General features: G+C 65.5%; 17 protein-coding genes and 6 tRNA genes. 13 read left to right on the top strand and 10 right to left on the bottom strand.

Annotated features, from left to right (window positions below; translation table 11 throughout):
• Positions 1 to 153: 153 nt before the first annotated feature.
• The 6 genes from ACSDHM_RS02555 to ACSDHM_RS02580 all read right to left on the bottom strand — a co-directional run bounded on the left by ACSDHM_RS02555 (position 154) and on the right by ACSDHM_RS02580 (position 11130).
• A complete protein-coding gene (locus ACSDHM_RS02555; RefSeq protein ID WP_111007531.1) occupies positions 154 to 3078 on the bottom strand; it encodes a TonB-dependent receptor domain-containing protein in 2925 nt (974 codons plus the stop codon).
• 319 nt (positions 3079 to 3397) lie between these two features.
• Complete coding sequence (ppx, locus tag ACSDHM_RS02560; RefSeq protein WP_005415458.1) at positions 3398 to 4924, bottom strand: exopolyphosphatase; 1527 nt, start codon at positions 4922 to 4924, stop codon at positions 3398 to 3400.
• 169 nt (positions 4925 to 5093) lie between these two features.
• Entirely contained in the window at positions 5094 to 7181 is a 2088-nt protein-coding gene (gene ppk1, locus ACSDHM_RS02565; protein ID WP_053500783.1) for a polyphosphate kinase 1, read from the bottom strand.
• Positions 7182 to 7185: 4 nt separating this feature from the next.
• Complete coding sequence (gene phoR, locus ACSDHM_RS02570) at positions 7186 to 8517, bottom strand: phosphate regulon sensor histidine kinase PhoR (RefSeq protein WP_252745377.1); 1332 nt, start codon at positions 8515 to 8517, stop codon at positions 7186 to 7188.
• A gap of 106 nt (positions 8518 to 8623) precedes the next feature.
• The gene (gene phoB, locus ACSDHM_RS02575; RefSeq protein ID WP_005408258.1) at positions 8624 to 9313 is read right to left on the bottom strand and encodes a phosphate regulon transcriptional regulator PhoB; all 690 of its coding nucleotides are present in this window, start codon (positions 9311 to 9313) and stop codon (positions 8624 to 8626) included.
• A gap of 116 nt (positions 9314 to 9429) precedes the next feature.
• On the bottom strand, positions 9430 to 11130 hold the full coding sequence (locus ACSDHM_RS02580; protein WP_172412112.1) for a M48 family metalloprotease: 1701 nt from the start codon (positions 11128 to 11130) through the stop codon (positions 9430 to 9432).
• 88 nt (positions 11131 to 11218) lie between these two features.
• Between ACSDHM_RS02580 and grxC the strand changes: the two genes are divergently transcribed.
• From grxC to ACSDHM_RS02605, 5 genes are all read left to right on the top strand, one after another.
• A complete protein-coding gene (gene grxC / locus ACSDHM_RS02585; protein WP_004154541.1) occupies positions 11219 to 11509 on the top strand; it encodes a glutaredoxin 3 in 291 nt (96 codons plus the stop codon).
• Complete coding sequence (locus ACSDHM_RS02590; RefSeq protein WP_004154542.1) at positions 11506 to 11898, top strand: carboxymuconolactone decarboxylase family protein; 393 nt, start codon at positions 11506 to 11508, stop codon at positions 11896 to 11898. The genes grxC and ACSDHM_RS02590 overlap by 4 nt, the downstream gene beginning before the upstream one ends.
• Before the next feature lie 322 nt (positions 11899 to 12220).
• Complete coding sequence (locus ACSDHM_RS02595) at positions 12221 to 13225, top strand: isocitrate dehydrogenase (protein WP_012479261.1); 1005 nt, start codon at positions 12221 to 12223, stop codon at positions 13223 to 13225.
• Between the two features lie 206 nt (positions 13226 to 13431).
• Complete coding sequence (locus ACSDHM_RS02600; protein ID WP_088496165.1) at positions 13432 to 14175, top strand: cysteine hydrolase family protein; 744 nt, start codon at positions 13432 to 13434, stop codon at positions 14173 to 14175.
• 53 nt (positions 14176 to 14228) lie between these two features.
• Complete coding sequence (locus ACSDHM_RS02605; protein WP_439426616.1) at positions 14229 to 15146, top strand: LysR family transcriptional regulator; 918 nt, start codon at positions 14229 to 14231, stop codon at positions 15144 to 15146.
• A gap of 81 nt (positions 15147 to 15227) precedes the next feature.
• Here the strand turns inward: ACSDHM_RS02605 and ACSDHM_RS02610 are convergent, their stop codons facing one another.
• Complete coding sequence (locus ACSDHM_RS02610; protein ID WP_072168268.1) at positions 15228 to 15986, bottom strand: Bax inhibitor-1/YccA family protein; 759 nt, start codon at positions 15984 to 15986, stop codon at positions 15228 to 15230.
• Positions 15987 to 16166: 180 nt separating this feature from the next.
• Here ACSDHM_RS02610 and ACSDHM_RS02615 point away from each other — a divergent pair.
• Positions 16167 to 16243, top strand: a tRNA-Pro gene (locus tag ACSDHM_RS02615).
• A 39-nt stretch (positions 16244 to 16282) separates the two neighbouring features.
• Positions 16283 to 16359: transfer RNA gene (locus ACSDHM_RS02620), tRNA-Arg, on the top strand.
• Positions 16360 to 16530: 171 nt separating this feature from the next.
• Here ACSDHM_RS02620 and ACSDHM_RS02625 read toward each other — a convergent pair.
• Both ACSDHM_RS02625 and ACSDHM_RS02630 read right to left on the bottom strand, forming a co-directional pair.
• On the bottom strand, positions 16531 to 16941 hold the full coding sequence (locus ACSDHM_RS02625; protein ID WP_245884910.1) for a hypothetical protein: 411 nt from the start codon (positions 16939 to 16941) through the stop codon (positions 16531 to 16533).
• A gap of 74 nt (positions 16942 to 17015) precedes the next feature.
• Positions 17016 to 17936: a hypothetical protein gene (locus ACSDHM_RS02630; protein ID WP_088496094.1), complete on the bottom strand. Its 921-nt coding sequence runs from the start codon at positions 17934 to 17936 to the stop codon at positions 17016 to 17018.
• A 434-nt stretch (positions 17937 to 18370) separates the two neighbouring features.
• On the opposite strand from ACSDHM_RS02630, the gene ACSDHM_RS02635 reads away from it, so the two are divergent.
• From ACSDHM_RS02635 to ACSDHM_RS02660, 6 genes are all read left to right on the top strand, one after another.
• Positions 18371 to 18595: a hypothetical protein gene (locus tag ACSDHM_RS02635; protein WP_439426617.1), complete on the top strand. Its 225-nt coding sequence runs from the start codon at positions 18371 to 18373 to the stop codon at positions 18593 to 18595.
• 168 nt (positions 18596 to 18763) lie between these two features.
• Positions 18764 to 18840, top strand: a tRNA-His gene (locus ACSDHM_RS02640).
• A gap of 79 nt (positions 18841 to 18919) precedes the next feature.
• Positions 18920 to 18995, top strand: a tRNA-Lys gene (locus ACSDHM_RS02645).
• 198 nt (positions 18996 to 19193) lie between these two features.
• Positions 19194 to 19269 (top strand) — tRNA-Lys (locus ACSDHM_RS02650).
• 418 nt (positions 19270 to 19687) lie between these two features.
• Positions 19688 to 20056 carry a hypothetical protein gene (locus ACSDHM_RS02655; protein ID WP_439426618.1) on the top strand — a complete coding sequence of 123 codons (369 nt, stop codon included), beginning with the start codon at positions 19688 to 19690 and terminating at the stop codon, positions 20054 to 20056.
• A 136-nt stretch (positions 20057 to 20192) separates the two neighbouring features.
• Positions 20193 to 20279, top strand: a tRNA-Leu gene (locus tag ACSDHM_RS02660).
• A gap of 59 nt (positions 20280 to 20338) precedes the next feature.
• Here the strand turns inward: ACSDHM_RS02660 and ACSDHM_RS02665 are convergent.
• Entirely contained in the window at positions 20339 to 21583 is a 1245-nt protein-coding gene (locus ACSDHM_RS02665; RefSeq protein ID WP_439426619.1) for a tyrosine-type recombinase/integrase, read from the bottom strand.
• Positions 21584 to 21628 lie beyond the last annotated feature (45 nt).

Raw genomic sequence — 21628 nt, forward strand, 5'->3', positions numbered from 1 at the left:
CCGGCATGCTCGGCCCTGGCGATGTAGCCGACATGACCGCTTTGCGACCGTCAGATGACGGGGGCGCCGGCCACCGCAGGGGCGCTGCGGCCAACAAAAAACCACGGCCCCGAAGGGCCGTGGTCCTGGTGCTTCATGTCACAGCGCGATGGATCAGAAGCGCTGCTGGTACTTCATGTAGACGAAGCGGCCGATGTCGTAGCCACCGTAGTACGAGAAGGCCGAGTTCGGCTTGCTGTACATGATCGGGCCGGTCTTTTCGAACACGTTGTTGGCACCGACCGACACGGTGGCATCCCACGGCAGCGAGTAACGCACCTGCACGTCGTGGAAGGTGACCGCACCACGCTCGTTGTAGTTGCGGGCGCCCTTGTACCACGGTGCATACACACCCGGATCCGAGCATTCGTCCGGGTACAGCGCGATGTTCGAGCAGGTTTCCTTCACGCCCGAGTAGTAACGCGCGGTCCAGCTCGCGCCGAAGTTGCCCCGCTCGTAGCCCAGCACCAGGTTGGAACGGACGCGGAAGGCGCTGCCGATGCCGTTGGTGACGATCGGAACGATCGAGTTGTCGTTGGAGGTGCGGTAGGTCGCACTGGACACGTAGGTGGTGGCCGAGTTCACGTTGAACTTGCCGAACCGGGTGTCCAGACGGTAGCTCACGTCCAGGTCGTAGCCTTCGGTTTCCATGAAGCCCGCGTTGCGGTTGCCGAACTTCAGGTTGGTCACGATGCCGGTCACCGGGTCACGCTGGAAGCGCGAGCAGCGCGCTTCGATGCCCGACTCGTAGCAGTCCTGCAGGATCTGGGTCGGCGTGTCGGCGATGATCGTGTTGTCGATGCGGATCTTCCACCAGTCCAGCGAGGCGTTGAAGCCCTGGATGAAGCTCGGGCTCCAGACCAGGCCCAGGGTCTTGCTGGTCGAGGTTTCCGGCGTCAGCAGCGGGTTGGACCCGGAGGTGAACGGCACCGGGGTTGCGTCCGTCGACGTGTTCACCGGGGTGCCGCCCTGGCGCAGCTGGCGGAAGGTATTCGCATTGGCGATGTCGCGTGCGCAACGTGCACGGACTTCGGCGCTGGAGGCCGAGGAACCGAAACGGGTGTCGCACGGATCGCTGAACTGCGCGAAGGTCTCCGAACCACCACCGAACAGGTCGCTGATGGTCGGTGCACGGAAGCCCTCGGCCCAGGTGCCACGCACCATCAGCGAGTCGATCGGCTTCCACTTGAAGCCGAACTTGCTGTTGAGCGTGTTGCCGAAGGTGTTGTAGTCCGAGAAGCGGGTTGCGCCATTGAAGCTCAGTTCCTTCGCGCCCGGCAGGTCGGCCAGCACCGGAACGTTCACTTCCAGGTAGGCCTCGTTGACGGTGTAGTCACCGCCGGTCGGGCCTGCGGCCAGGTTGGTGGTAGCGCCGGTCTGGGCCAGGGCATCCGGGGTGTACTTGCCTTCTTCCTTGCGGCTTTCCACGCCGAAGGCGAAGCCGAGATCGCCAGCCGGCAGGGTCACGATGCTGCCAGCGATGTTGGCAAAGAAGTTCTTGGAGGTGGTGCGGCCCTTGGTGATCTCTTCCGGGAACAGCCACGCCTGCAGTTCTTCGTTGCCGTACAGGCCATCGGCAGCCGTCGTGCCATACGGCACCAACGGGTTCCACGGCTTGCACACGTCATAGGAGATCGGTGCAGCTGCGGTACCGCACTGCACCTTGCCGGTGGCGGCGTTGTAGAACGACGGGCCGACGCCGCCGGCGACGCGACCCTTGTGCAGGTTGCCGGTGGCCACCGATTCCAGCTCATTGCGGTTGTACTGGTAGCCCACTTCCCAGTCGAAGTAGCGGCTGCCGATCTCGAACGAACCGTCGAACGACGCCACCGCGCGGTAGGTCTTCAGCTCGCTGGTGGTCACGCGCGGCACTTCCCAGGTGCGGCGGTTCCAGGCCACGGCGGTCGGGTTGGCGTAACCGTGCTGGCGGCCGAACGGGTTGAAGTAGCTGTTGATCGACATCGAGCCGACACCGGCGGTGCTCGACTGCAGCGGATAGCCCGCGATCTGGCGGGTGGACTCACGCTTGTTGTAGCCCAGCTCGGTGCGGAAGTTGACGCTGTCGGTGATCTTGAAGCGGCCGTCGAAATAGACCGAGTCGCGCTTGACCGGATACATCACATGCATCTGGTCGTTGGCGTTGCTCACGTCACCGGTGAAAGGCGTGGTATCGGTGAGGTGGTAATTGGCCGGGTTGGTGGGATCCGCGCCGCGGTTGAGGGAATAGCCGCAACCCGCAGTGGCGGTACAGCCCGGGCCGCGCAGACCCGTGAACTGGCCGTACTGGCTGATCGTGGTCCAGTTGCTGCTGTCGTAAGGATGGCGATCGGTCATGCCGTACTTGCTGAAGCCGCGATCGCGCGCCCACACGCCCTTCTCTTCGGCATGCTCGGCCGACAGGGTCAACGACACGCGCTCATTGCTCCAGCCGGCGACCACGTCGAAGCGGTCGCGGGCACCGTCGCCCTGGCTGTACTGGCCGTGGTAGACGTTGGCAGTCACACCAGTGACATTGGAACGGGTGATGATGTTCACCACACCGGCCATGGCGTCGGAGCCATAGATCGCAGAGGCGCCGTCCTTCAGCACCTCGATGCGTTCCACGGCGGACACCGGCAGCGTGGAGATGTCCTGGTAGCCGGACGTGCTGATGCCCAGGCGCTTGCCGTTGACCAGCACCAGGGTGCGCTGGGTGCCCAGGTTGCGCATGTCGATGTAGGTGCCGCCCGCGTTCTCGCCTGCGGTCAGCGCATTGGCGCGGCTGATGGTCGGGCTGCCCATCGCGGTGACGTTCTGCAGGATGTCGGCAACCGAGCTGAACCCCTGCTTTTCGATGTCGTTGCGGCTGATCGCGAACACCGGCTGTGCGGTTTCCACGTCCACCTGGCGGATGCGCGAGCCGGTGATCTCGATGCGGTCGAGGTTGGTCGGGTTGGCGTTGCTGCCTTCCTGGGCAAACGCGGGCAGCGCTGCCAGCGCTGCAGTGGTAGCCAGGGCGTAGCGGATGGCCTGCCCCAGTGCGGTGGTGCGTGAAGTCATGGCGAGCTCTCTCTCTCTCAGGTCGTGCACAGGACGCCAAAGGGGGCGTCGAAGGAGCCAGCAGGGTCGATGACCGAGCCGGTGACCCGATAGTAGTCTCGTTAGTTAATGCTCTGTAAAGAGTTCGTATCCATTCATGTCACGCGGCCGCGCCAGCCTTCACAAAACGTGAACAAAAGCAGGCGCTTACGTGATGGCAGCGATGGCCCACAGCGCGCCGTTGTGGTGCGGAGCAGCACAAAAAACCGCCAGACTGCGCAAAGTGGGAGTGGGAAATGCGTCACCTCGGTTGTCCTGTGGACAACAGCGGACAGCGTATTCAGGCCACGAACGGACGGAACTGGATGCCCAGCCCGGCGATGCCATCGGTCTCGCCGATCAGGTCCGCGCGCAGCAGCGGGCGGGCATCGATGAAGGCCTGCGGCACGATCAGCGACAGCCGGTTGTCGTCGGCGGTCAGTTCCAGTGCCGGCAGCGGATCGTCTTCGTGGGCGCGATTGAGCAGCACCGCCAGCCGCAGCAGGGCCGCCAGCCGGCGTGCGGTCAGCAGCAGTCGCTCGGGCAGGGCGTCGAAGGCGGTCTTGGTCACGCTGCGGCGGTGGCTGCGCACCAGAGCCGCCAGCATCTGCTGCTCCTGGCGCGAGAAGCCGGCGATATCCGAGTGTTCCAGCACATAGCTGCCATGCACGTGGTAGCCGCTGTGCGCGATCATCAGGCCCAGCTCGTGCAGGCGCGCGGCCCAGCCGAGCATGCGCGCATCGTCGGCATCGAGCCTCCAGCGCTCCTGCACCTGTTCCAGCAGGGACAGCGCGGTGTCCTGCACGCGCTCGGCCTGGACGGTATCGATACCGTAGCGCTGGCTGAGCGCAGCCACCGATTCGTCACGCAGGTCGTTTTCGCCGGCGCGGCCGACGATGTCATACAGGATGCCTTCGCGCATCGCCGCCTTGCTGACCAGCAGTTTCTGCAGGCCCAGCGCCTGGAAGGCCGCTTCCAGCACCAGGATGCCGCCGGCGATGATCGGGCGGCGGTCGCTGGACAGGCCCGGCAGCTGGATGTCGTCGATCTTCTTGGCCTTCAGCAGTTCATCGCGCAGCTGCGGCAGGGCCTCGGCGGTGATGGCGCCCTTGCTCAGCTTCATCGTCGCGCAGATCTCGCTGATCGCCTTGTGCGTGCCCGAAGAGCCCAACGCTTCCTGCCAGCCCAGCGCGCGGTACTTGCTGGCGAAAGGCTGGAACTCGCGGCCAATCTCGGCCAGCGCGTCCTTCCAGCGCTTCTTGCTCAGCTTGCCGCCGGGGAAAAAGCGCCGGGTGCTGGCGATGCAGCCGGCCTGCAGGCTTTCGCGCTCCAGGGTCTGCATGCCCATGCCGATGATGAACTCGGTGGAGCCACCGCCGATGTCGATCACCAGCCGGCGCTGGCCGGGCTTGGGCGGTTGCGCGTGGGCCACGCCCAGGTAGATCAGGCGCGCTTCTTCGCGCCCGCTGACCACTTCGATGGCATGCCCCAGTGCGGTTTCGGCCGGTACCAGGAATGACTGCGGCGAGCGCAGCTGGCGCACGGTGTTGGTGGCCAGCGCGCGCACCCGGTGCGGCGGCACATTGCGGATGCGCTGGCCGAAGCGGGCCAGGCATTCCAGTGCACGTTGGCGTGCAGCGGAAGAGAGACCACCCTTGCCATCCAGGCCATCGGCCATGCGCACCGTCTCGCGCAGGCGGTCGATCACCCGCAGCTGGCCGAGCGTATAGCGCGCGATGACCATGTGGAAACTGTTGGAGCCAAGGTCGATGGCGGCCAGCAGGTCGCCATCCTGCAATGCGGGCGGAGTCGTGGTGGTGTGCGGCATGGACGAATGTTAGCCGAAGGGGCGGTGTGCTCGTCACCGCGCGGCCTTCACATTTTGGAAGAGGGCGTGCCGCAGGACTGCAAGGGGTCAGATCCCTTTCCCGCAGGAAAGGGATCTGACCCCGTGGCGATCGAACCCCGACCAGCGGTCGGGATCTACCGGGGCAGGGTCAGAGCCCCTGCATCAACGCCATCTGCGCCGAATGCGGGGCTTCGTCGTGGGCTGGGGCACGCTTGTGGTAGATGCCGTGCGCGTCCAGTTCCCAGGCGTTGAGGTTGTCGTCAAGGTAGTTCTGCAGGACTTCGCGGTAGACCCGCTTGGCCAGTTCCGGATCGAGGATCGGGAAGCAGGTCTCGACCCGGCGCAGCAGGTTGCGTTCCAGCCAGTCCGCGCTGGCGCAGTACATTTCCGGTGCGCCGTCGTTGCCGAACCAGTAGACGCGGCTGTGTTCCAGGAAGCGGCCGACGATCGAGCGCACGCGGATGTTGTCCGAGATGCCCGGCACGCCCGGTCGCAGCGTGCAGGCGCCGCGGATGATCAGGTCGATCTGCACGCCGGCCTGCGACGCGGCGTACAGCGCGCGCACCACCTGCGGTTCGTTAAGTGCGTTCATCTTGGCGATGATCCGCGCCGGGCGGCCGGCGGCGGCGATGCGCGTCTCGCGCTCGATGCGGCCGAGGATGCCGGTGTGCAGGGTGAAGGGCGACTGCAGCAGGCGCTTGAGCTTCATCTTCGACGCCAGCCCGGACAGCTGCTGGAACAGCAGGTGCACGTCATTGCCGATGTCCGCATCGGCGGTGATCAGGCTGATGTCGGTATACGCGCGGGCGGTGCCGCTGTGGTAGTTGCCGGTACCCAGGTGCACATAGCGGCGCAGCTTGCGGCCCTCGCGGCGCACGATCAGCAGCATCTTGGCGTGGGTCTTGTAGCCGACCACGCCGTACACCACCTGCACGCCGGCTTCCTGCAGGCGATCGGCCAGGCCGAGGTTGGCTTCTTCGTCGAAGCGGGCGCGCAGTTCGACCACCACGGTCACGTCCTTGCCGTTACGCGCGGCCTGGATCAGCGCATCGACGATCAGTGAGTCCTTGCCGGTGCGGTACAGGGTCTGCTTGATCGCCAGCACGTTCGGATCGATTGCCGCCTGCCGGATCAGGTCCAGCACTGCGGTGAAGGCGTCGAATGGGTGGTGCAACAGCAGGTCCTGGCGCGCCACCGTCTCGAAGATGCCGTCACTGTCGCGCAGCGTGCGCGGGGTCATCGGCGGGTATTTCAGGTCCGGTTGCGCGATCAGGTCGTACAGCTGGATGATGCGGTTGAGGTTGACCGGGCCATCGATGCGGTACACCGCGTTCTCGGTCAGGCCGAAATTCTGCAGCAGGGTCCGCACGATCTCGCGCGGCATGTCGTGCGCGATCTCCAGCCGCACCGCTGGCCGGTAGCCGCGGTCGACCAGTTCGTCGCGTAGTGCCAGCGCCAGGTTCTCCACTTCCTCCTCGTCCACCACCAGCTCGGAATTGCGGGTGACGCGGAACTGGTAGGCGCCCTGGACTTCCATGCCCGGGAACAGCTCATCGACGAAGGTCGACAGCACCGACGAGAGGAACACGAAGTTCTGGGGCCCGCCGAGCTTTTCCGGCAGCTGGATGATGCGCGGCAGTGAGCGCGGCGCACGCACGATGGCCAGGTGGCCGGCGCGGCCGAACGCATCGGTGCCCTTGAGCACCACCACGATGTTCAGCGACTTGTTGAGGATCTTCGGGAACGGGTGCACCGGGTCCAGGCCCAGTGGCGACAGCACCGGCATGATCTCGTTGCGGAAGTAGGCGCGCAGCCAGCGCTTCTGGCGGTCGGTCCAGGAGTGGCGGCCGAGCACGCCGATGCCGGCCTCCATCAGCGCCGGCCGCAGCGTCTCGTTCCAGCAGCGGTACTGCTGGTCCACCAGTTCGGCGGCGCGGTCATGGATGGCGCTCAGGATGGCCTGCGGGCTCATCCCGTCCGGTGCGGGTGGCAGGCCGTACTCCTGCGCGTGGCGCACGGCGGCGGCGCGGATCTCGAAGAACTCGTCGAGGTTGGTGCAGGAGATGCACATGAAGCGCAGGCGCTCCAGCAGCGGCACCTGCGGGTCCATCGCCTGGGCCAGCACGCGGAAGTTGAAATCCAGCTGTGACAGTTCGCGATTGATGTACAGCGCCGGGTCACGCAACGGATCGTTGTCCGGGCTCACGGGGAGGGGGAGGGATCCGAGGCTGCTCATGGCGTCATTCTTCGATGGAGGTCAGGGGGGCGGACTCGCGCGGGCGCACGTGGTCGGCATCGAAATGGCAGGAGAACACCGAGCCCTTGCCGACTTCGCTTTCAATTTCCAGCCGTGCGTGGTGCAGGCCGAGGATGTGCTTGACGATGGACAGGCCCAGGCCGGTACCACCGCTTTCGCGCGAGCGGCTGCTGGAGACACGGTAGAAGCGTTCGGTCAGGCGCGGCAGGTGGGTGGCCGGGATGCCGTAGCCGGAGTCACGCACCGCCAGCACCGCACCGTCGCCCTCGCGGCGGAACTCCACCGCGATGCGGCCACCGGCCGGCGTATAGCGCACCGCATTGGTGACCAGGTTGGAGAAGGCGCTGTGCAGCTCCTTGGTCGAGCCCTGAAGGTCAACGCCGGCCAGGTCGTCGATGCTGATCTGGTGGCGGCCCTGGCTGTGCGCTTCGGCTTCGCGGCGCAGGGTGGCCAGCATCGGCTGCATGGCTACGGTCTCGTCCTCGCTGTGTTCCTGCGATTCGAGGCGCGACAGGGTCAGCAGGTCTTCCACCAGCTGGGCCATGCGCTGGCTCTGCTTGCGCATTTCTTCCAGCATCGGTCCGGTTCCCGGGAAATCCTCCGGGTCCATCATGTCCAGGTAGCCGTGGACCACGGTGAGCGGCGTGCGCAGCTCGTGTGAAACGTTGGCGACGAAATCCCGCCGCACCTGCTCCAGGCGCAGCAGCTTGCTGACGTCACGCGCGATCAGCAGCCAGTAGTCCGACGAATAGGGAATCAGGCGCAGGTTCAGGCGGATCGCCGGATCGACCGGCGAGGGTACGTCCAGGATGGGCTCGGCATTGCGGCCACCGGCCAGCCAGTGCGCCAGCGGCATCGGCTGCAGGCGCTCGACCAGGGCCTCGCCAAGGTCGCCGGGATGGTGCAGGCCGAGCAGGGCGGTAGCCGCTTCGTTGAACCACTGCACGCGCTGGCTGTTGCGATCCAGCACGACGACAGCATCGGGCAGCGCGGCGGCGGCAGCGCGGTAGCTGCGCAGCATGTCCAGCAGGCGGCGCTTGCGCACGCGCATTTCCACCTGGTTGCGGTACAGCAGGCGGTCCAGTTCGTTCCAGACGCCGGTGCCTTCTTCGGCGGTGTCCCAGCGCTGGCGAGCGGTCAGCCGGCGCAGAACGCTGCGCAGGCGCCAGTAATGCCAGGCCAGGGCCGCCAGCGCGCCCAGTGCGATGCACAACCACAGATGGCCCGTGAACCACCCCACCAGTCCGGCGAACAGCAGCACCGCGGCAACGGTGGCCAGGGTCTTCAACCAGGCAGAGCGGATGTGGCGGGGCATTGCGATCTCGTCGTTGAGGTGCGGCGGTTCACTGGGGTGAACCGAGGGTTATAGCAGAGTTGCCGGCACCGGCACCCGCAGGTGCGCGGTGCCGGCACGACGAGACTCAGGTAGCAGTGGAGAAGCGGTAGCCGGCGCCGCGCACGGTCTGCACCATGTTCTCGGCGTTGAACGGCTCCAGCGTCTTGCGCAGGCGGCGGATATGCACGTCGATGGTGCGCTCCTCCACGTACACGCTGCCGCCCCATACATGGTCCAGCAGCTGCGCGCGGGTGTAGACGCGCTCCGGGTGGGTCATGAAGAAATGCAGCAGGCGGTATTCGGTCGGGCCGATCGGCACCGGCTGGTCGTTGGCGAACACGCGATGGGCGGCGCCGTCGATACGGATCGGGCCGACGGCTACGCTGCCGTCCTCGTCATCTTCGCGGGCGCGGCGCATGACCGCGCGGATGCGGGCCAGCAGTTCGCGTGCCGAGAACGGCTTGACCACATAGTCATCGACACCGGCCTCGAGGCCACCGACGCGATCGTTCTCCTCGCCGCGGGCGGTCAGCATGATGATCGGCACTTCGCGGGTCAGCGTTTCCTTGCGCCAGCGACGGGCCAGGTCCAAGCCGCTGGTGCCGGGCAGCATCCAGTCCAGCAGGATCAGGTCGGGAACGCGATCGGCGATCGCGGTCTGGGCCTCCCGGGCATCGCCGGCGTGGACCGGTTCGTAATCGCCCTTGCGAAGGGCGAAGGCGACCATTTCACGGATCGCGGGCTCGTCATCGACGATCAGGATGCGTTTCTGCACGAGGACACCGTAGGGCTCGGTTACTGGAGTGGTGCCAGTAGACTACGGTTTGATGACATGTTTGTGACTACCCGGCCGGAACCGGCCTGGATTGCCATCGGCCGGTCATGCGGTGCTCAGCGACGGTCCAGATCCGGGTCCTGCACGCCCTGCCGGCGCAGTTCCAGCACCGTCGGGGTGATCGATTCGATGCGCGCGTCAACCCGCGCGCGGCCGATGTAATCCAGCGCCGGGTTGCGCTTGAGCGCCTGCAGCTGCATCAGCGCCTGTTCTGGCCGCCCGCTGAGGAAGGCGGCCTCGGCATAGGCCTCGCTGGCGCGCACGCTGTCGCCAGCCAACTCACTGGCGCGGGCGAAACGCTGCTGGAAGACCGGATCGTTACCACTTTGCGACAGCAGGGGGCGCAGCATCGCCTGCGCACGCTGGCCGGCTTCGCGGCTGCCTTGTTCGTTCAGGATCTCGGCATAGGTCAGTGCCACCGGGCGGCTGTTGGGGTGTTCGCGCAACAATTGCTCGAAGCGGCTGTTGGCCTGGGCCGCCTGGCCTGCGCGTGACTCCGCCTCGCCCAGGCCCAGCGCCAGCCACAGGTTGCCGGGGTGGGTCTGCAGCAGGCCGGCCAGGGTCTGCCGGGCCTGGCCGGCACCGGCACGGCCACCGCGCATCACCGCCAGCGCCTGGCCGTAGCGCTGCGCATCGTTGAGGCCGTCCTTCTGCCGCTTGGCCAGGTCGGCGTACTCGCGCTCCAGCTCGGGGGTGGAGTCCGCGCTGAGCACGCGCAGACGCTCACGCGCCCACTCGAAGTCACCGCTGGCGCCACGGTTGAGCTGGCCGATCGGCAGGCGCAGCACACTGCCGGGCAGCAGCGGGTTGTTGCCGCGCAGCAGCGGCTCGCCCAGGCTGGGATCGGCCGGGTCCACCCGCTCCTTGCGCTCGCCGGTGGGCGTGCTGGTGGTGAGCAGCACCGTATCCTTCTTCATCTGCTGGGCGCGGGACTTGGCCTCGCTGATGCGGGTGATGTTGACCGGGTGGGTGCGCAGGAACTCGGGCACGCTGTAGCCGCCTTCGTTGCCGCGCATGGCTGCCGACATCCGCTCGAAGAAGCCGGCCATGGCATCCACGTCGTAGCCGCTGCGCGACAGGGTGCGGATGCCGAGGCGGTCGGCCTCGGACTCGTTGGAGCGGGTGTAGTTGATCTGCCGCTGCTGCATCAGGCCCATGCCGGAGCTGATCGCCGCCATCGTCGCGTTGCCGGACGACGTGCTGTTGCTGGCCTGGGCGGCCACTACCGCCGCCAGCATGCCCAGCAGGATCGGGATCTGGTCGCGCTGGGCGCGCTCGACACCGCGCAGCACGTGCTGCTGGGTGACGTGGGCGATTTCGTGGGACAGCACCGCAGCGACCTCGTCCTCGCGCTCGGCGGTCAGCACCAGTCCGGCATTGACCCCGATGTAGCCGCCCAGCGTGGCGAACGCGTTGATCTGGCGGTCGTTCATCACGAAGAAGGTGTACGGCTGCCGCGGCTGGTCACTGTTGGAGCCGAGCCGGGTACCCATGGTCTGCAGCCAGTCGTTGACCAGCGGATCTTCCAGCAGGTAGCCGTAGTTGCGCAGCTCGCGCAGCATCATCGCGCCGTACTCGGCCTGGCGGGCCGGGGTCAGCAGCTCGCCGGCCGAAGAGCCGATGTCGGGCAGCTTCTCCTGGGCCTGGGCCAGCGGCATGGCCAGGGCCAGGGTGACGGCGGTAGTCAGCAGCAGGGCTCGCAAGCAGAAGGTCCTCGGGCGGGGCGCGCCAAGCGTGGCAGGGCGGGGGGCAACCATTCGTTAATCCACAGTGTTGCGGCCGTGGCGTGGAAATTCCAGCGCACCGGTACCATATGTAGACCGTCGATCCATCGTGGAGTTTCCCGTGACAGCCCAGACCGCCGGCGGTGCCCCCGCCATCACCATCTATTCCACTGCCGTCTGCCCGTACTGCGTGGCCGCCAAGAACTTCCTGAAGAGCAAGGGCCAGCAGTGGACCGAGGTCCGCATCGACCTGGACCCGGCCGAGCGCGAGAAGATGATGGCGCTGACCCGCCGCACCAGCGTGCCGCAGATCTTCGTCGGCGACGTCCATGTCGGCGGCTACGACGACATGATGGCCCTGCACCGTGAAGGCAAGCTCGAGCCGCTGCTGGCCGGGCAGGGCCAGGCATGAGCGCGGCCGACGACGGCAGCAAGGACCGCATCGCCGAGTTCACCGAGTTCCGCAAGCGCATGAACGAGCGCATCCTGGGCGAACCGAACCAGGTGGTGCGCCGCTTCTTCGCGCTGGATACGCAGACCTACCAGGCCGGCGCGCTGGACGTGAAGACCAAGGAGCTGCTGGGCCTGGTGGCCTCGATGGTGCTGCGCTGCGACGACTGCATCAGCTACCACGTGGCCCAGTGCAAGGACGCCGGGGTGACCCGTGAGGAGTTCTTCGAGACCTTCTCGGTCGGCCTGGTGGTAGGCGGCTCCATCGTGATCCCGCACCTGCGCCGCGCGGTCGACTTCCTCGACCAGCTCGAAGGCGGCGCCGCCGCGCCAGCCGCGCACGAGCACTGAGGGTCGTGCCGGCCAGCGGCCGGCATCCCCTGAACCCGACATGGCCGGGGTTGCCGGCCAGCGGCCGGCACTACCGGGCCCTCGAGGGGGCCTGTCCCGCGATCCAACAGCCCAGGAGCCCCTTCTTGTTGAAGGGGCGCGCCGACAGGGCGGGGGTAGAGGGGCGATGCGCGGGCAATTCTGCCTGAGCCGGGGACTGGGACCATGGTCTATTTGGGACCTCGGCCCCGGCTCAGGCATAATTGCCGGTGAAACTTCCTTTGCGCCGGCGTTTCCGGGCACGTCCGGACGGCGTTTTTCCCCCTGTTCGGAACATCGATCAATGACGCAGAAAATTACGGTCATCCGCGGCGACGGCATTGGCCCGGAAATCATGGACGCCACCCTGTTCGTGCTCGACCAGCTCAAGACTGGCCTGGAGTACGAAGACGCCGACGCCGGCCTGGTGGCCCTGGAAAAGCACGGCGACCTGATGCCGGCGGTGACCCTGGAATCGATCGCGCGCAACAAGGTCGCGCTGAAGAGCCCGCTGACCACCCCGGTCGGTGGTGGCTTCACCTCGATCAACGTCAGCCTGCGCCGCCACTTCGACCTGTACGCCAACGTGCGCCCGGCCCACACCTTCCCGAACACCAAGTCGCGTTTCGACAACGTCGACCTGATCACCGTCCGTGAGAACACCGAAGGTGCCTACCTGGCCGAAGGCCAGGAAGTGTCGGCCGACGGCGAGACCGCCTTCTCCGGCACCCGCATCACCCGCAAGGGCTCCGAGCGCATCGTGCGCTACGCCTTCGAGCTGGCCAAGAGCACCGGCCGCAAGAAGGTCACCGCCGTGCACAAGGCCAACATCATCAAGTCGACCTCGGGCCTGTTCCTGAATGTCGCCCGTGAAGTGGCCGCGCAGTACCCGGACATCGAGTTCCAGGAAATGATCGTCGACAACTGCTGCATGCAGCTGGTGATGCGCCCGGAACAGTTCGATGTGATCGTCACCACGAACCTGTTCGGCGACATCATCTCCGACCTGTGCGCCGGCCTGGTCGGCGGCCTGGGCCTGGCTCCGGGCGCCAACATCGGCAAGGATGCGGCGATCTTCGAAGCCGTGCACGGCACCGCGCCGGACATCGCCGGCCAGGGCAAGGCCAATCCGTGCGCGCTGCTGCTGGCGGCCGCGCAGATGCTGGACCACATCGGCCAGCCGGAAAACGCCGAGCGCCTGCGCAAGGCCATCGTGGCGACCATGGAAGCCAAGGATTCGCTGACCGGCGACCTGGGTGGCACCGGCACCACCATGAGCTTTGCCAAGGCCATTGCCAGCCGCCTGTAAGCGGCCGGCCGACCTCGGTCGGACCCACAGCGGGGCGCCTTCGGGCGCCCCGTTGCGTTTTTCCGCCTCTGTAGAGTCGAGCATGGCTCGACTCCACAGAAGCGGTCTGTGCTGATATCGCACAGATCATGTGCTGTTTCACGGCTGGTTCGTGCGCCATCCGCTCCGCATCCTGTGCCCACTTTCCACTGCACAGGAGTCGCTCCATGAATCTCACCGCCTTCGGCCTGGCCAGCTTGCTCGGCATGACCGCCACCATCCCGGTTGCTGCTGCCGAGCCGGCCCATGCCACCATCCGCCATATGGCGGGTGCGCCGGTCGCGACCTCGCTGGATGCGGCGAAGACTGCCGTGCTGGTGATCGACTTCCAGAACGAGTACTTCGATGCCAGGGCCGTACCGGGCTTTGCGGGTGGCCGCATGGTCATTCCCGATGGCGTGGCCGCACTGCGTCAGGCCAGGCGGGTAGTCGAATTCGCCGATGCCCACGGCATCCGCGTGATCCATGTCCAGCACGTGCTGCCGGCCGGCGCACCCCTGTTCGCGCAGGGCAGCGTCAATGCCGCCTTCCATCGCGACCTGCAGCCGCGCCAGGGCGAGACCGTGGTGCAGAAGGACAATGTCAGCGTGTTCGCCGGCGCGTCCGCAGCCGTGCTCGACCCGATGCTGAAGAATGCCGGTATCGATACCCTGATCGTCACTGGCCTGCAGACCCATGCCTGTGTGGCCGGTGCCGCGCGCGACGCAGCGGCCGCCCCACGTGGCTACCGGGTGATCGTCTCGTCCGATGCCAGCGCCAGCCGTGATCTGGATCTGGCCGGCGGCCGTCGCATCGATCATCGCGCGCTGCATGAGGCCTCGCTGGCGCAGATCGAAGACGCCTTCGGCGACGTCATGAGCACCGACGCGATCCTGGCGCTGCCGGTACGCAAGGCCGGTGACGGCGCTTGATAAGCTGGCGGGGCCCGCATGCCGTGGGCCCCGCCACGTGGAGCTGCCCGCCGATGGATCACTTCGCCGCCCTGCGCGCGCTGCGCGCCATCGTTGACGCGGGCAGTTTCACCGCGGCCGCCGAGCGCCTGGGGACCACCCACTCGGCGATGTCGCGGCAGCTGCGGCAGCTGGAAGAACACCTGCAGGTACGCCTGCTCGATCGCAACAGCCGTCGGCTGTCGTTGACCGAGGCCGGGCGCGATTACTACCGCGAGGCGGCAACGCTGCTGGACCGCCTGCAGGAGGCGGACGATCGTGCCCGCGCCGGGCAGGCGCAACCCAGTGGCAGGGTGCGGATCAGCGTGCCGCAGGTAGTGGCCAGCCAGGAACTGCCGCATTGGCTGCCCTCGTTCCTGCAGCGTTACCCGCAGGTCACGCTGGACCTGTCGGCGGATGATCAGGTGGTGGATGTGGTCGGTGGTGGCTTCGACCTGGCGCTGCGCATTGCAGCTTCATTGCCGGACAGCCAGCTGGTCGCGCGCGAGCTGGCCAGCTGCCCGCGCATCCTGGTCGCCGCACCGGCCTACCTGGCCCGGCATGGCCTGCCGCGGCAGGCTGCGGATCTGGGGCAGCACACGCTGCTGGGTTTCAGTCCCACCCCATCAATGCCGCCCTGGCAGTTACAGGGGCCGCGCGGCGCCTGCGTGAGCGTTGAAGCCGGGCAGCGCCTGCGTGTGGATGCCACGCCTGCGCTGTACGCCGCCGCGCTGGCCGGAATGGGCATCAGCCTGTTCACCGCGTTGACCGTGCAGGAGGACCTGCGCGCCGGTCGTCTGATCCGCGTGCTGCCGGCCTGGCATGCCGGCCAGCGGCGCTACTTCGCGTTGTACCCGCATGCACGTGCGCTCGCGCCCAAGGTGCGCGCGCTGGTCGAGCACCTTGCGGCGCACTACGCTGCACAGGCTGGCGTGGCTGGCGTGGCTGGCTAGCCGGGAAATGCAGCAGCCACGCGTTACAAAGAGAAAAGGGCGCCCCGAAGGCGCCCTTTGTCGTTTATGGCTCTGTCCGGTTCAGCGCTGCTGGATCTTCGACAGCAGGCGCAGGAACTCCACATACAGCCAGACCAGGGTCACCATCAGGCCGAATGCGCCATACCACTCCATGTACTTCGGCGCGCGCTGGGCGACGCCGGACTCGATGAAATCGAAGTCCAGCACCAGGTTCAGCGCGGCCACGACCACCACGAACAGGCTGAAGGCAATGCCCAGCCAGCTGGAGTCGTGGATCACCGGCACGTTGATGTTGAAGAAGCCCAGTACGAACGAGGCCAGGTAGAGCAGGGCGATGCCGCCGGTGGCGGCGACCACGCCCATCTTGAAGTTCTCGGTGGCCTTGATCAGGCCGCTGCGGTATGCGAACAGCAGGGCGGCCAGGGTGCCGAAGGTCAGCAGCACCGCCTGGAACACGATGCCCGGATACTTCATGTTGAACAGGGCCGACACGGCGCCCAGGAACAGGCCTTCGACCAGCGCGTACATCGGCGCGGTGACCGGCGACCATTCCTTCTTGAAGATGGTGATCAGTGCCAGCACCAGGCCGCCAATCGCGCCGCCGATGGCGTACAGGCTCGCGCTGCCGGAAATCTGGCCGTACTCGTCGACCGCCTGGCTCCAGGCGAACGCCGCGGTCAGCACGGTCAACAGCAGCAGGATGCCGGTCTTGTTGGCGGTGCCATTGAGGGTCATGACCTGGTCGGGGCTGGTCACTACCGAGCCACTGGCGAGGTCGAGGAAAGTCGACTCGGAAAGAGCCGGGTTGCCGCTGCGCATGCGTGTTCTCCGTGCGGATGAAGGTCGGGACGGCCATCCGGCCGATGGGCGTGAGCATAGCCGATGACTGCTTTCGGCGTTGTGGCAGGCCCGGGTTCTGTGCATCCTTCGTTGACAGTTCCCAACGCGCTTGGCGACAATGAACAACTCCCCGGGCCCAACCCGAGGGGATTGCAAGACCGGGGTATAGCGCAGTCTGGTAGCGCGCCTGCTTTGGGAGCAGGATGTCGGGGGTTCGAATCCCTCTACCCCGACCAATCCCACGCCACGTCGGATTGGACACCGTTCCGGTTCGGGCGCCCGTAGCTCAACTGGATAGAGCACCGGCCTTCTAAGCCGGCGGTTACAGGTTCGATTCCTGTCGGGCGCGCCATTGGAATCAATGGCATATGAATTACTTTGGTGCTGGCGGAGCCTATTCCAGGAACAGCGGAAATGTGTGGCGCGCGCCGCCGTGGGTCACAAAAAAGGCCAGCGCGGTGCGCTGACCTTTCTGTTCTGTGTCCTGGCGAGAGCACTTCGTTGAAGTGCCCCCAAGGCTGAATCATATCTGCTCAAGTTCGCCTACATCGACCCTGCCGCCACCGCAGTTGCCATGGCAACCGCCGCCGATCGGGGCACTGCCGCCACCGCCACCACCACCGCCACCACCACCGCGGGAGTTGGGCGGGAGCACGGTCGAAATCACTTCGCCGGAGTCGAAGCCTGCGCCTCGCCACGTGTAGTTGACGCAGGAAATACCGTTGCAGACGGTCAGGACATCGCCGGTCTGAACTCGCGTCTGGGCTGTCCAGACGGTGGTCCGGCCGTCATTGAGCTTCTGGACCTCTTGGGAAAGCTGCTGGTTGGTCACCGGATCGGGATACGGGGTTGTCAGCGTGCATCCGGCGGTGCAGTTGATGACGCCAGGAAGCTTTTTCGCTTGAACGCTCCCGCTCGCCATGAACAGCAGCACGCCTGCAATGGCGGGAATGGAGTTTCTACCAAGCGAAGGATAATCCCAATCAGTCTAGCTTTCACAATAGGTCCTTATCGTGGGATGCAACAGTTCCTGAAGATTTCATTCGATGAAATGCGGGCTTTCTCTTTCTCCTGACTGCTCAGGTTTTTCTCATGGTTGGCAATGTCATTGGTGGTGGCAAAACGTGGGTCCAGCCGGTTGAGGACGCGGGTGTACGCCAGGGCGGCAACGGGATCGGCAGGAACGATGCCGCCATAGGTGTAGGCCATCGCCATGTCGCTGATGACATTGACGTTCCCTTGTGATTCCAGCTCGCGCAGATATCCGGTGGCGGTGTCCTTCCACGCCTCGAGCGCCGCGGGATCACGGATTGCGTCATCAAGCGAACCGATGACTTTCTCCGGCGATCGCGAGTAAGCGCGCATCGCTTCCTGCGAGCCCATGGCGGCGGCCTTCGAAAGCCAGTCGGCGTGATAGATGTCCCGATCCAGGGCCAGCGACTCGCACTCTCCGAGGATTCGTTCCGATCGCTCCAGGAACCAGTTGCCGGACCCGACCGTGGTGGCTGAATCCGCCAGCTTGTCAGCGCGATCCGAGATGAAGGTCTGGCACTGCTCGATGGTTCGATAGATTTCGTAGGTTGCTGTGGCATCTCCGGATTCGGAGCGCAGCATCAGTTGCTTGACGTGGGCGAGCGCGTCACCGGGAGGCCGGAACTCATTGCCTCTTACGATCTCGTAGGCTTTGGGTCCCACCGCCTTGTACGAGCCTGGCGGGATCTTGTTGTCCCGCTCAAGCCTCTGCGCGGCCGCCGCACCTGACGCAGGAAGCGGCCTTCCCTGGTCGGGCCTTTCATCGAGGCTGCCACTCTTCCAGGATTCCTCTGCCGTCACATCGACAGCCGCCTGCTGCCGGTAGCTGGACATTGCAACGGCTGCCACTGCCAGCACGGCTGCTAGCGCGACGAATCCGATTAGCCGCTTGCTCATCTATTGCTCTCACCTTCATTGCAGGAACCGGCATGGTTGCAAACGCGCGCCTCGCGTTCCATGTCCTGCAGCTAACGTTGTATGAATGGATCTCCCCCATTTCTGTTTGAGATTCATTCATGATTCGTTCACTTATTATTCACGCTCTCGGGAGTGGGCCCGACGATGTCGAGCTGTTGCCTGCGCCTGACCATCGGTACAGGTGGCACGCACCTTCCGGCGATCGGCATGAGGTGCAGTTTCGAAAGGCGCGGGAGAGGTAGAGCGGGTGATGGCCGAAGTGCATCGGCTGCGCAGGCACCAATAGCGGCTCACTCTGTATTGCGGTGGTCTCGCCTTGCTGGTGTTGACTGGCCTGCTGATGGGGCGACAGCCCAGCGCAACGCGCCGTTCGACGTGATCGAAACGATGGTGCCGAAGGACAGCTGCGGCCGATGTTCTCGGCTGAAGATGAGCGCTTGCACGCGCAGACTGTGCAAGCGATTACCCGTCGTGTGCGTCCTGGCAGGCCGCAGTCGCGCAATGCGATGCTTCAGCTGATCGACGGGGCGGGCCAGCTGCGCCTGCAGTTGCAGGTCACGCCCAAAGGTGAGGTGACGCTGTCATTCTTGGATGAGCACGCAGACATCGCGCGCGTGGTCTCGGCGGAGCAGCTCTGATGTCCTGTTCCGGCCCCTGCACATCAATGTGAAGAAGTGCTTGCAATTCCTTCGCGACTACCGGAAAATGCCGGACTCGCTTCGGGGGACGGACTTCTGGTTCCGCCCGGTAGCGAAGCATCAAGTTCCAGCGCCAGCCTCATCGGCGATGGAGCGAAAGTTTCAGTGGTGGCTGTAGCTCAGTTGGTTAGAGTACCGGATTGTGATTCCGGTGGTCGGGGGTTCGAATCCCCTCAGCCACCCCACTGATTCAACCGCATCGGCGCAGCCGAAACGGTATTGCAATAAACAGAAAGCACGCTACAATGTGTGTCTGAGTTTCACGGGCCGTTAGCTCAGTTGGTAGAGCAGTTGACTCTTAATCAATAGGTCCAAGGTTCGAATCCTTGACGGCCCACCAAGACAGAAGCCACCTGGTACGCCAGGTGGCTTTTTTCTTATGGGTGTGACTCCCATCGTTCCGATGGATCACGCGTTGCAGAACCCGTTCGGCGTGGATCTGCAGCAGGAGCGGGGCCCGCAGTGCTGGTTTCAACCACGTTGAAAAAAGTGCTTGCACCCACCGAGCGGATCGGGTCATAATTCGCGCCCCGATTTCGGGCTGTTAGCTCAGTTGGTAGAGCAGTTGACTCTTAATCAATAGGTCCAAGGTTCGAATCCTTGACAGCCCACCAGACGAAAGCCACTTGGTTCGCCAAGTGGCTTTTTTCTTGCCTGTTCGCTGAGGGGCATCTGCAGATGCCAGCGGTGCTGGCTGGAGTGGAGCCCCCTTGAGTCAAGGGGGCGCGGCGAAGCCGCGGGGATGTGGCGGCTGATGAAGTGGGGCCCGCGCTTTGCCGCGCAAAGCGTGGGGCTGCGGCGCGAATGCGCGGCAGCTTCCCACTTGGTTCGCCAAGTGGCTTTTTTCTTGCCTGTTCGCTGGGGGGGCATTTCATCCGCGCATGGCGTGGATCGACTGAAGCAATGCTGAAATCAGGGTCATACGCGTCATCAGTGTTATCAATGCTGTGCGCTGCATCTCACCGCATCGCATCCTGCATCGCACCCAATGGATCTTCCGCGCCGACGGCGCATGCACGAAGGAAGATGTTGATGGCTCATATCAATCGATTGCACCGCACGCTGTGGGTTTCCTTCGCGTTGCTGGCACTGGCGGCCTGCGCGCCCGCCGACAATCCCGCGCAGACCGTCGAACGCGATGCTGGCACTGAAAGTGCTCCTGCGCGCCCGGTCGGTGAGGTCATGCAGATGCAGCCGGCTCAGCCGGCAGAGCGGGAGGCCCTGCCCGATGCGGTGGACGTGCAGCGCAATGCGGATGGTTCGGTGGATGTGCGCAAGGCCACGCCGGAGCCGGCGGCCCTGCGGCGCACCGGCGACGGGGGCGTGGAGATCCGCAAGGTGGATCCTGCAGTCGGGCAGGGTGCCGATACGGCGTCGGCCAAGGCCAGGCCGCAGCAGTGAACCCCGCCACCCCGGATGAGCTTGCGCTCGCCGGGGTGGTTCAACGCGCGGGCTGCGCACCATTGCCATGTTCAGTTTTGTGCAGGCCTTCCGCTTCCCGCCATCGCCTGCGACAATGAACACCTGCGCCGGCCACGCGAAAGTGGCGGAATTGGTAGACGCCCTGGATTTAGGTTCCAGTGAGGGTGACCTCGTGCGGGTTCGAGTCCCGCCTTTCGCACCATCAGCCGAGCACAGACTGCCCTAAGTGATTGAAAAGTAAGCTGGCGACGGTCAGTTGCGTTATTGGATTCCCGCTTTGGCAATTGATCCCTGTCTCGGAACGTCACCTAGGCCGTTCGAGGCAGCGGGGAGGCGGAACTGCTCCAGCGCTGACATACCTTGGAGCGACTGCTCGGCCAGCACCTTGGCGTAGACCGCTGAGGTCGTCTGGATGTCGCGGTGGCCGAGCCACTCCTGCACGAGCTTGATGTTGCCGGTTGCCAGCAGCAGCCGGGTGGCGCAGGTATGCCGGAGCGCGTGCGGTACGCACTCCTTCTCGGAAGCGAGATGTGTCCCCTTGATGGCCCATTGCCACAGCCGGTCGGCGCGTGTCCGGTTGAGCATCGAGAAGGGGCCTTCCGTGGTAGTGCCCAGGGCGTCCCTGCGACGCTGTAGCACGTCGGCTACGCGGGCGGTGCAGGGTAGGGTGCGGGGGCGCCCCTTCTTGAGCGTGGCGTGCCGCCAGAAGCGGACGTGGAGCCTTCCGCCCTGCTCGACCACCTCCGACCAGCGGATGCCGAGGGCCTGGCTCATGCGGCAGCCCAGGTCGGCGAGGCATACGAACAGGTCTCGGTAGTCCGCGCCGTCGCGCACTCGTGGGTGACCCCCTGCAGGGCCATTCGGGAGCGTGTCCCACTCCAGCAGCCGCGCCAGGATCAGCTCCTCGTCCTCGACGCTGAGGACGAACGTGCGTGCGTTGTCCCGCTCGTCGGCCAAGCTGTACTCGGGCAGCTCTCCCAAGTACCGGCCCGCCTTGCGCTCACGTTTCAGCAGGGCGAGGAGGCACTGCATCTTCCGGTTCACGGTGGCGGGGGCCGCCTTGTCGTCGAGCATGCGCTGCGCCATGTCGTCCACCGCGGCCTGAGTGATGTCGTTGATGGGCGTTTCCTCGCCCAGGTAGCTCTGGACCACCTTGCAGTTGGTACGCACGGTGTCGATGGACCGGAGCTTGCCCCAAAAGTTGCGGTCGCCCAGCGCGTCGTCCATCGCGTCCTTGAGGGTGCGATGGCGGACCTTGGCTTTCGCCACGGCCATCTGCACCGACCGGGACTTACCCCTAATCAGCTCCCGCAGTGCGTCCTCTGAAATCTCGGGGTCTTCGCGCAGGGCGTCGAGGGCCGCCTGCTCCTTGCGCTCGGCTGCCACGCGGTCGCGGGTGCCGGTGGACAGGCGCACGCGGCGGTATCCCTCCTGCACGTCGAGCATGTAGTAGCGCTTGTCGGGCGCGCCCGGCTTGGGCGCGGTCCCTTTGAGGCGAAGGGCCATGTGTATCTCCAGAAATGAAAAAGGCCCGCACTAGGCGGGCCTCGG

This window comes from Stenotrophomonas sp. T8 (genome assembly GCF_051853085.1).
GTDB lineage: Bacteria > Pseudomonadota > Gammaproteobacteria > Xanthomonadales > Xanthomonadaceae > Stenotrophomonas > Stenotrophomonas sepilia.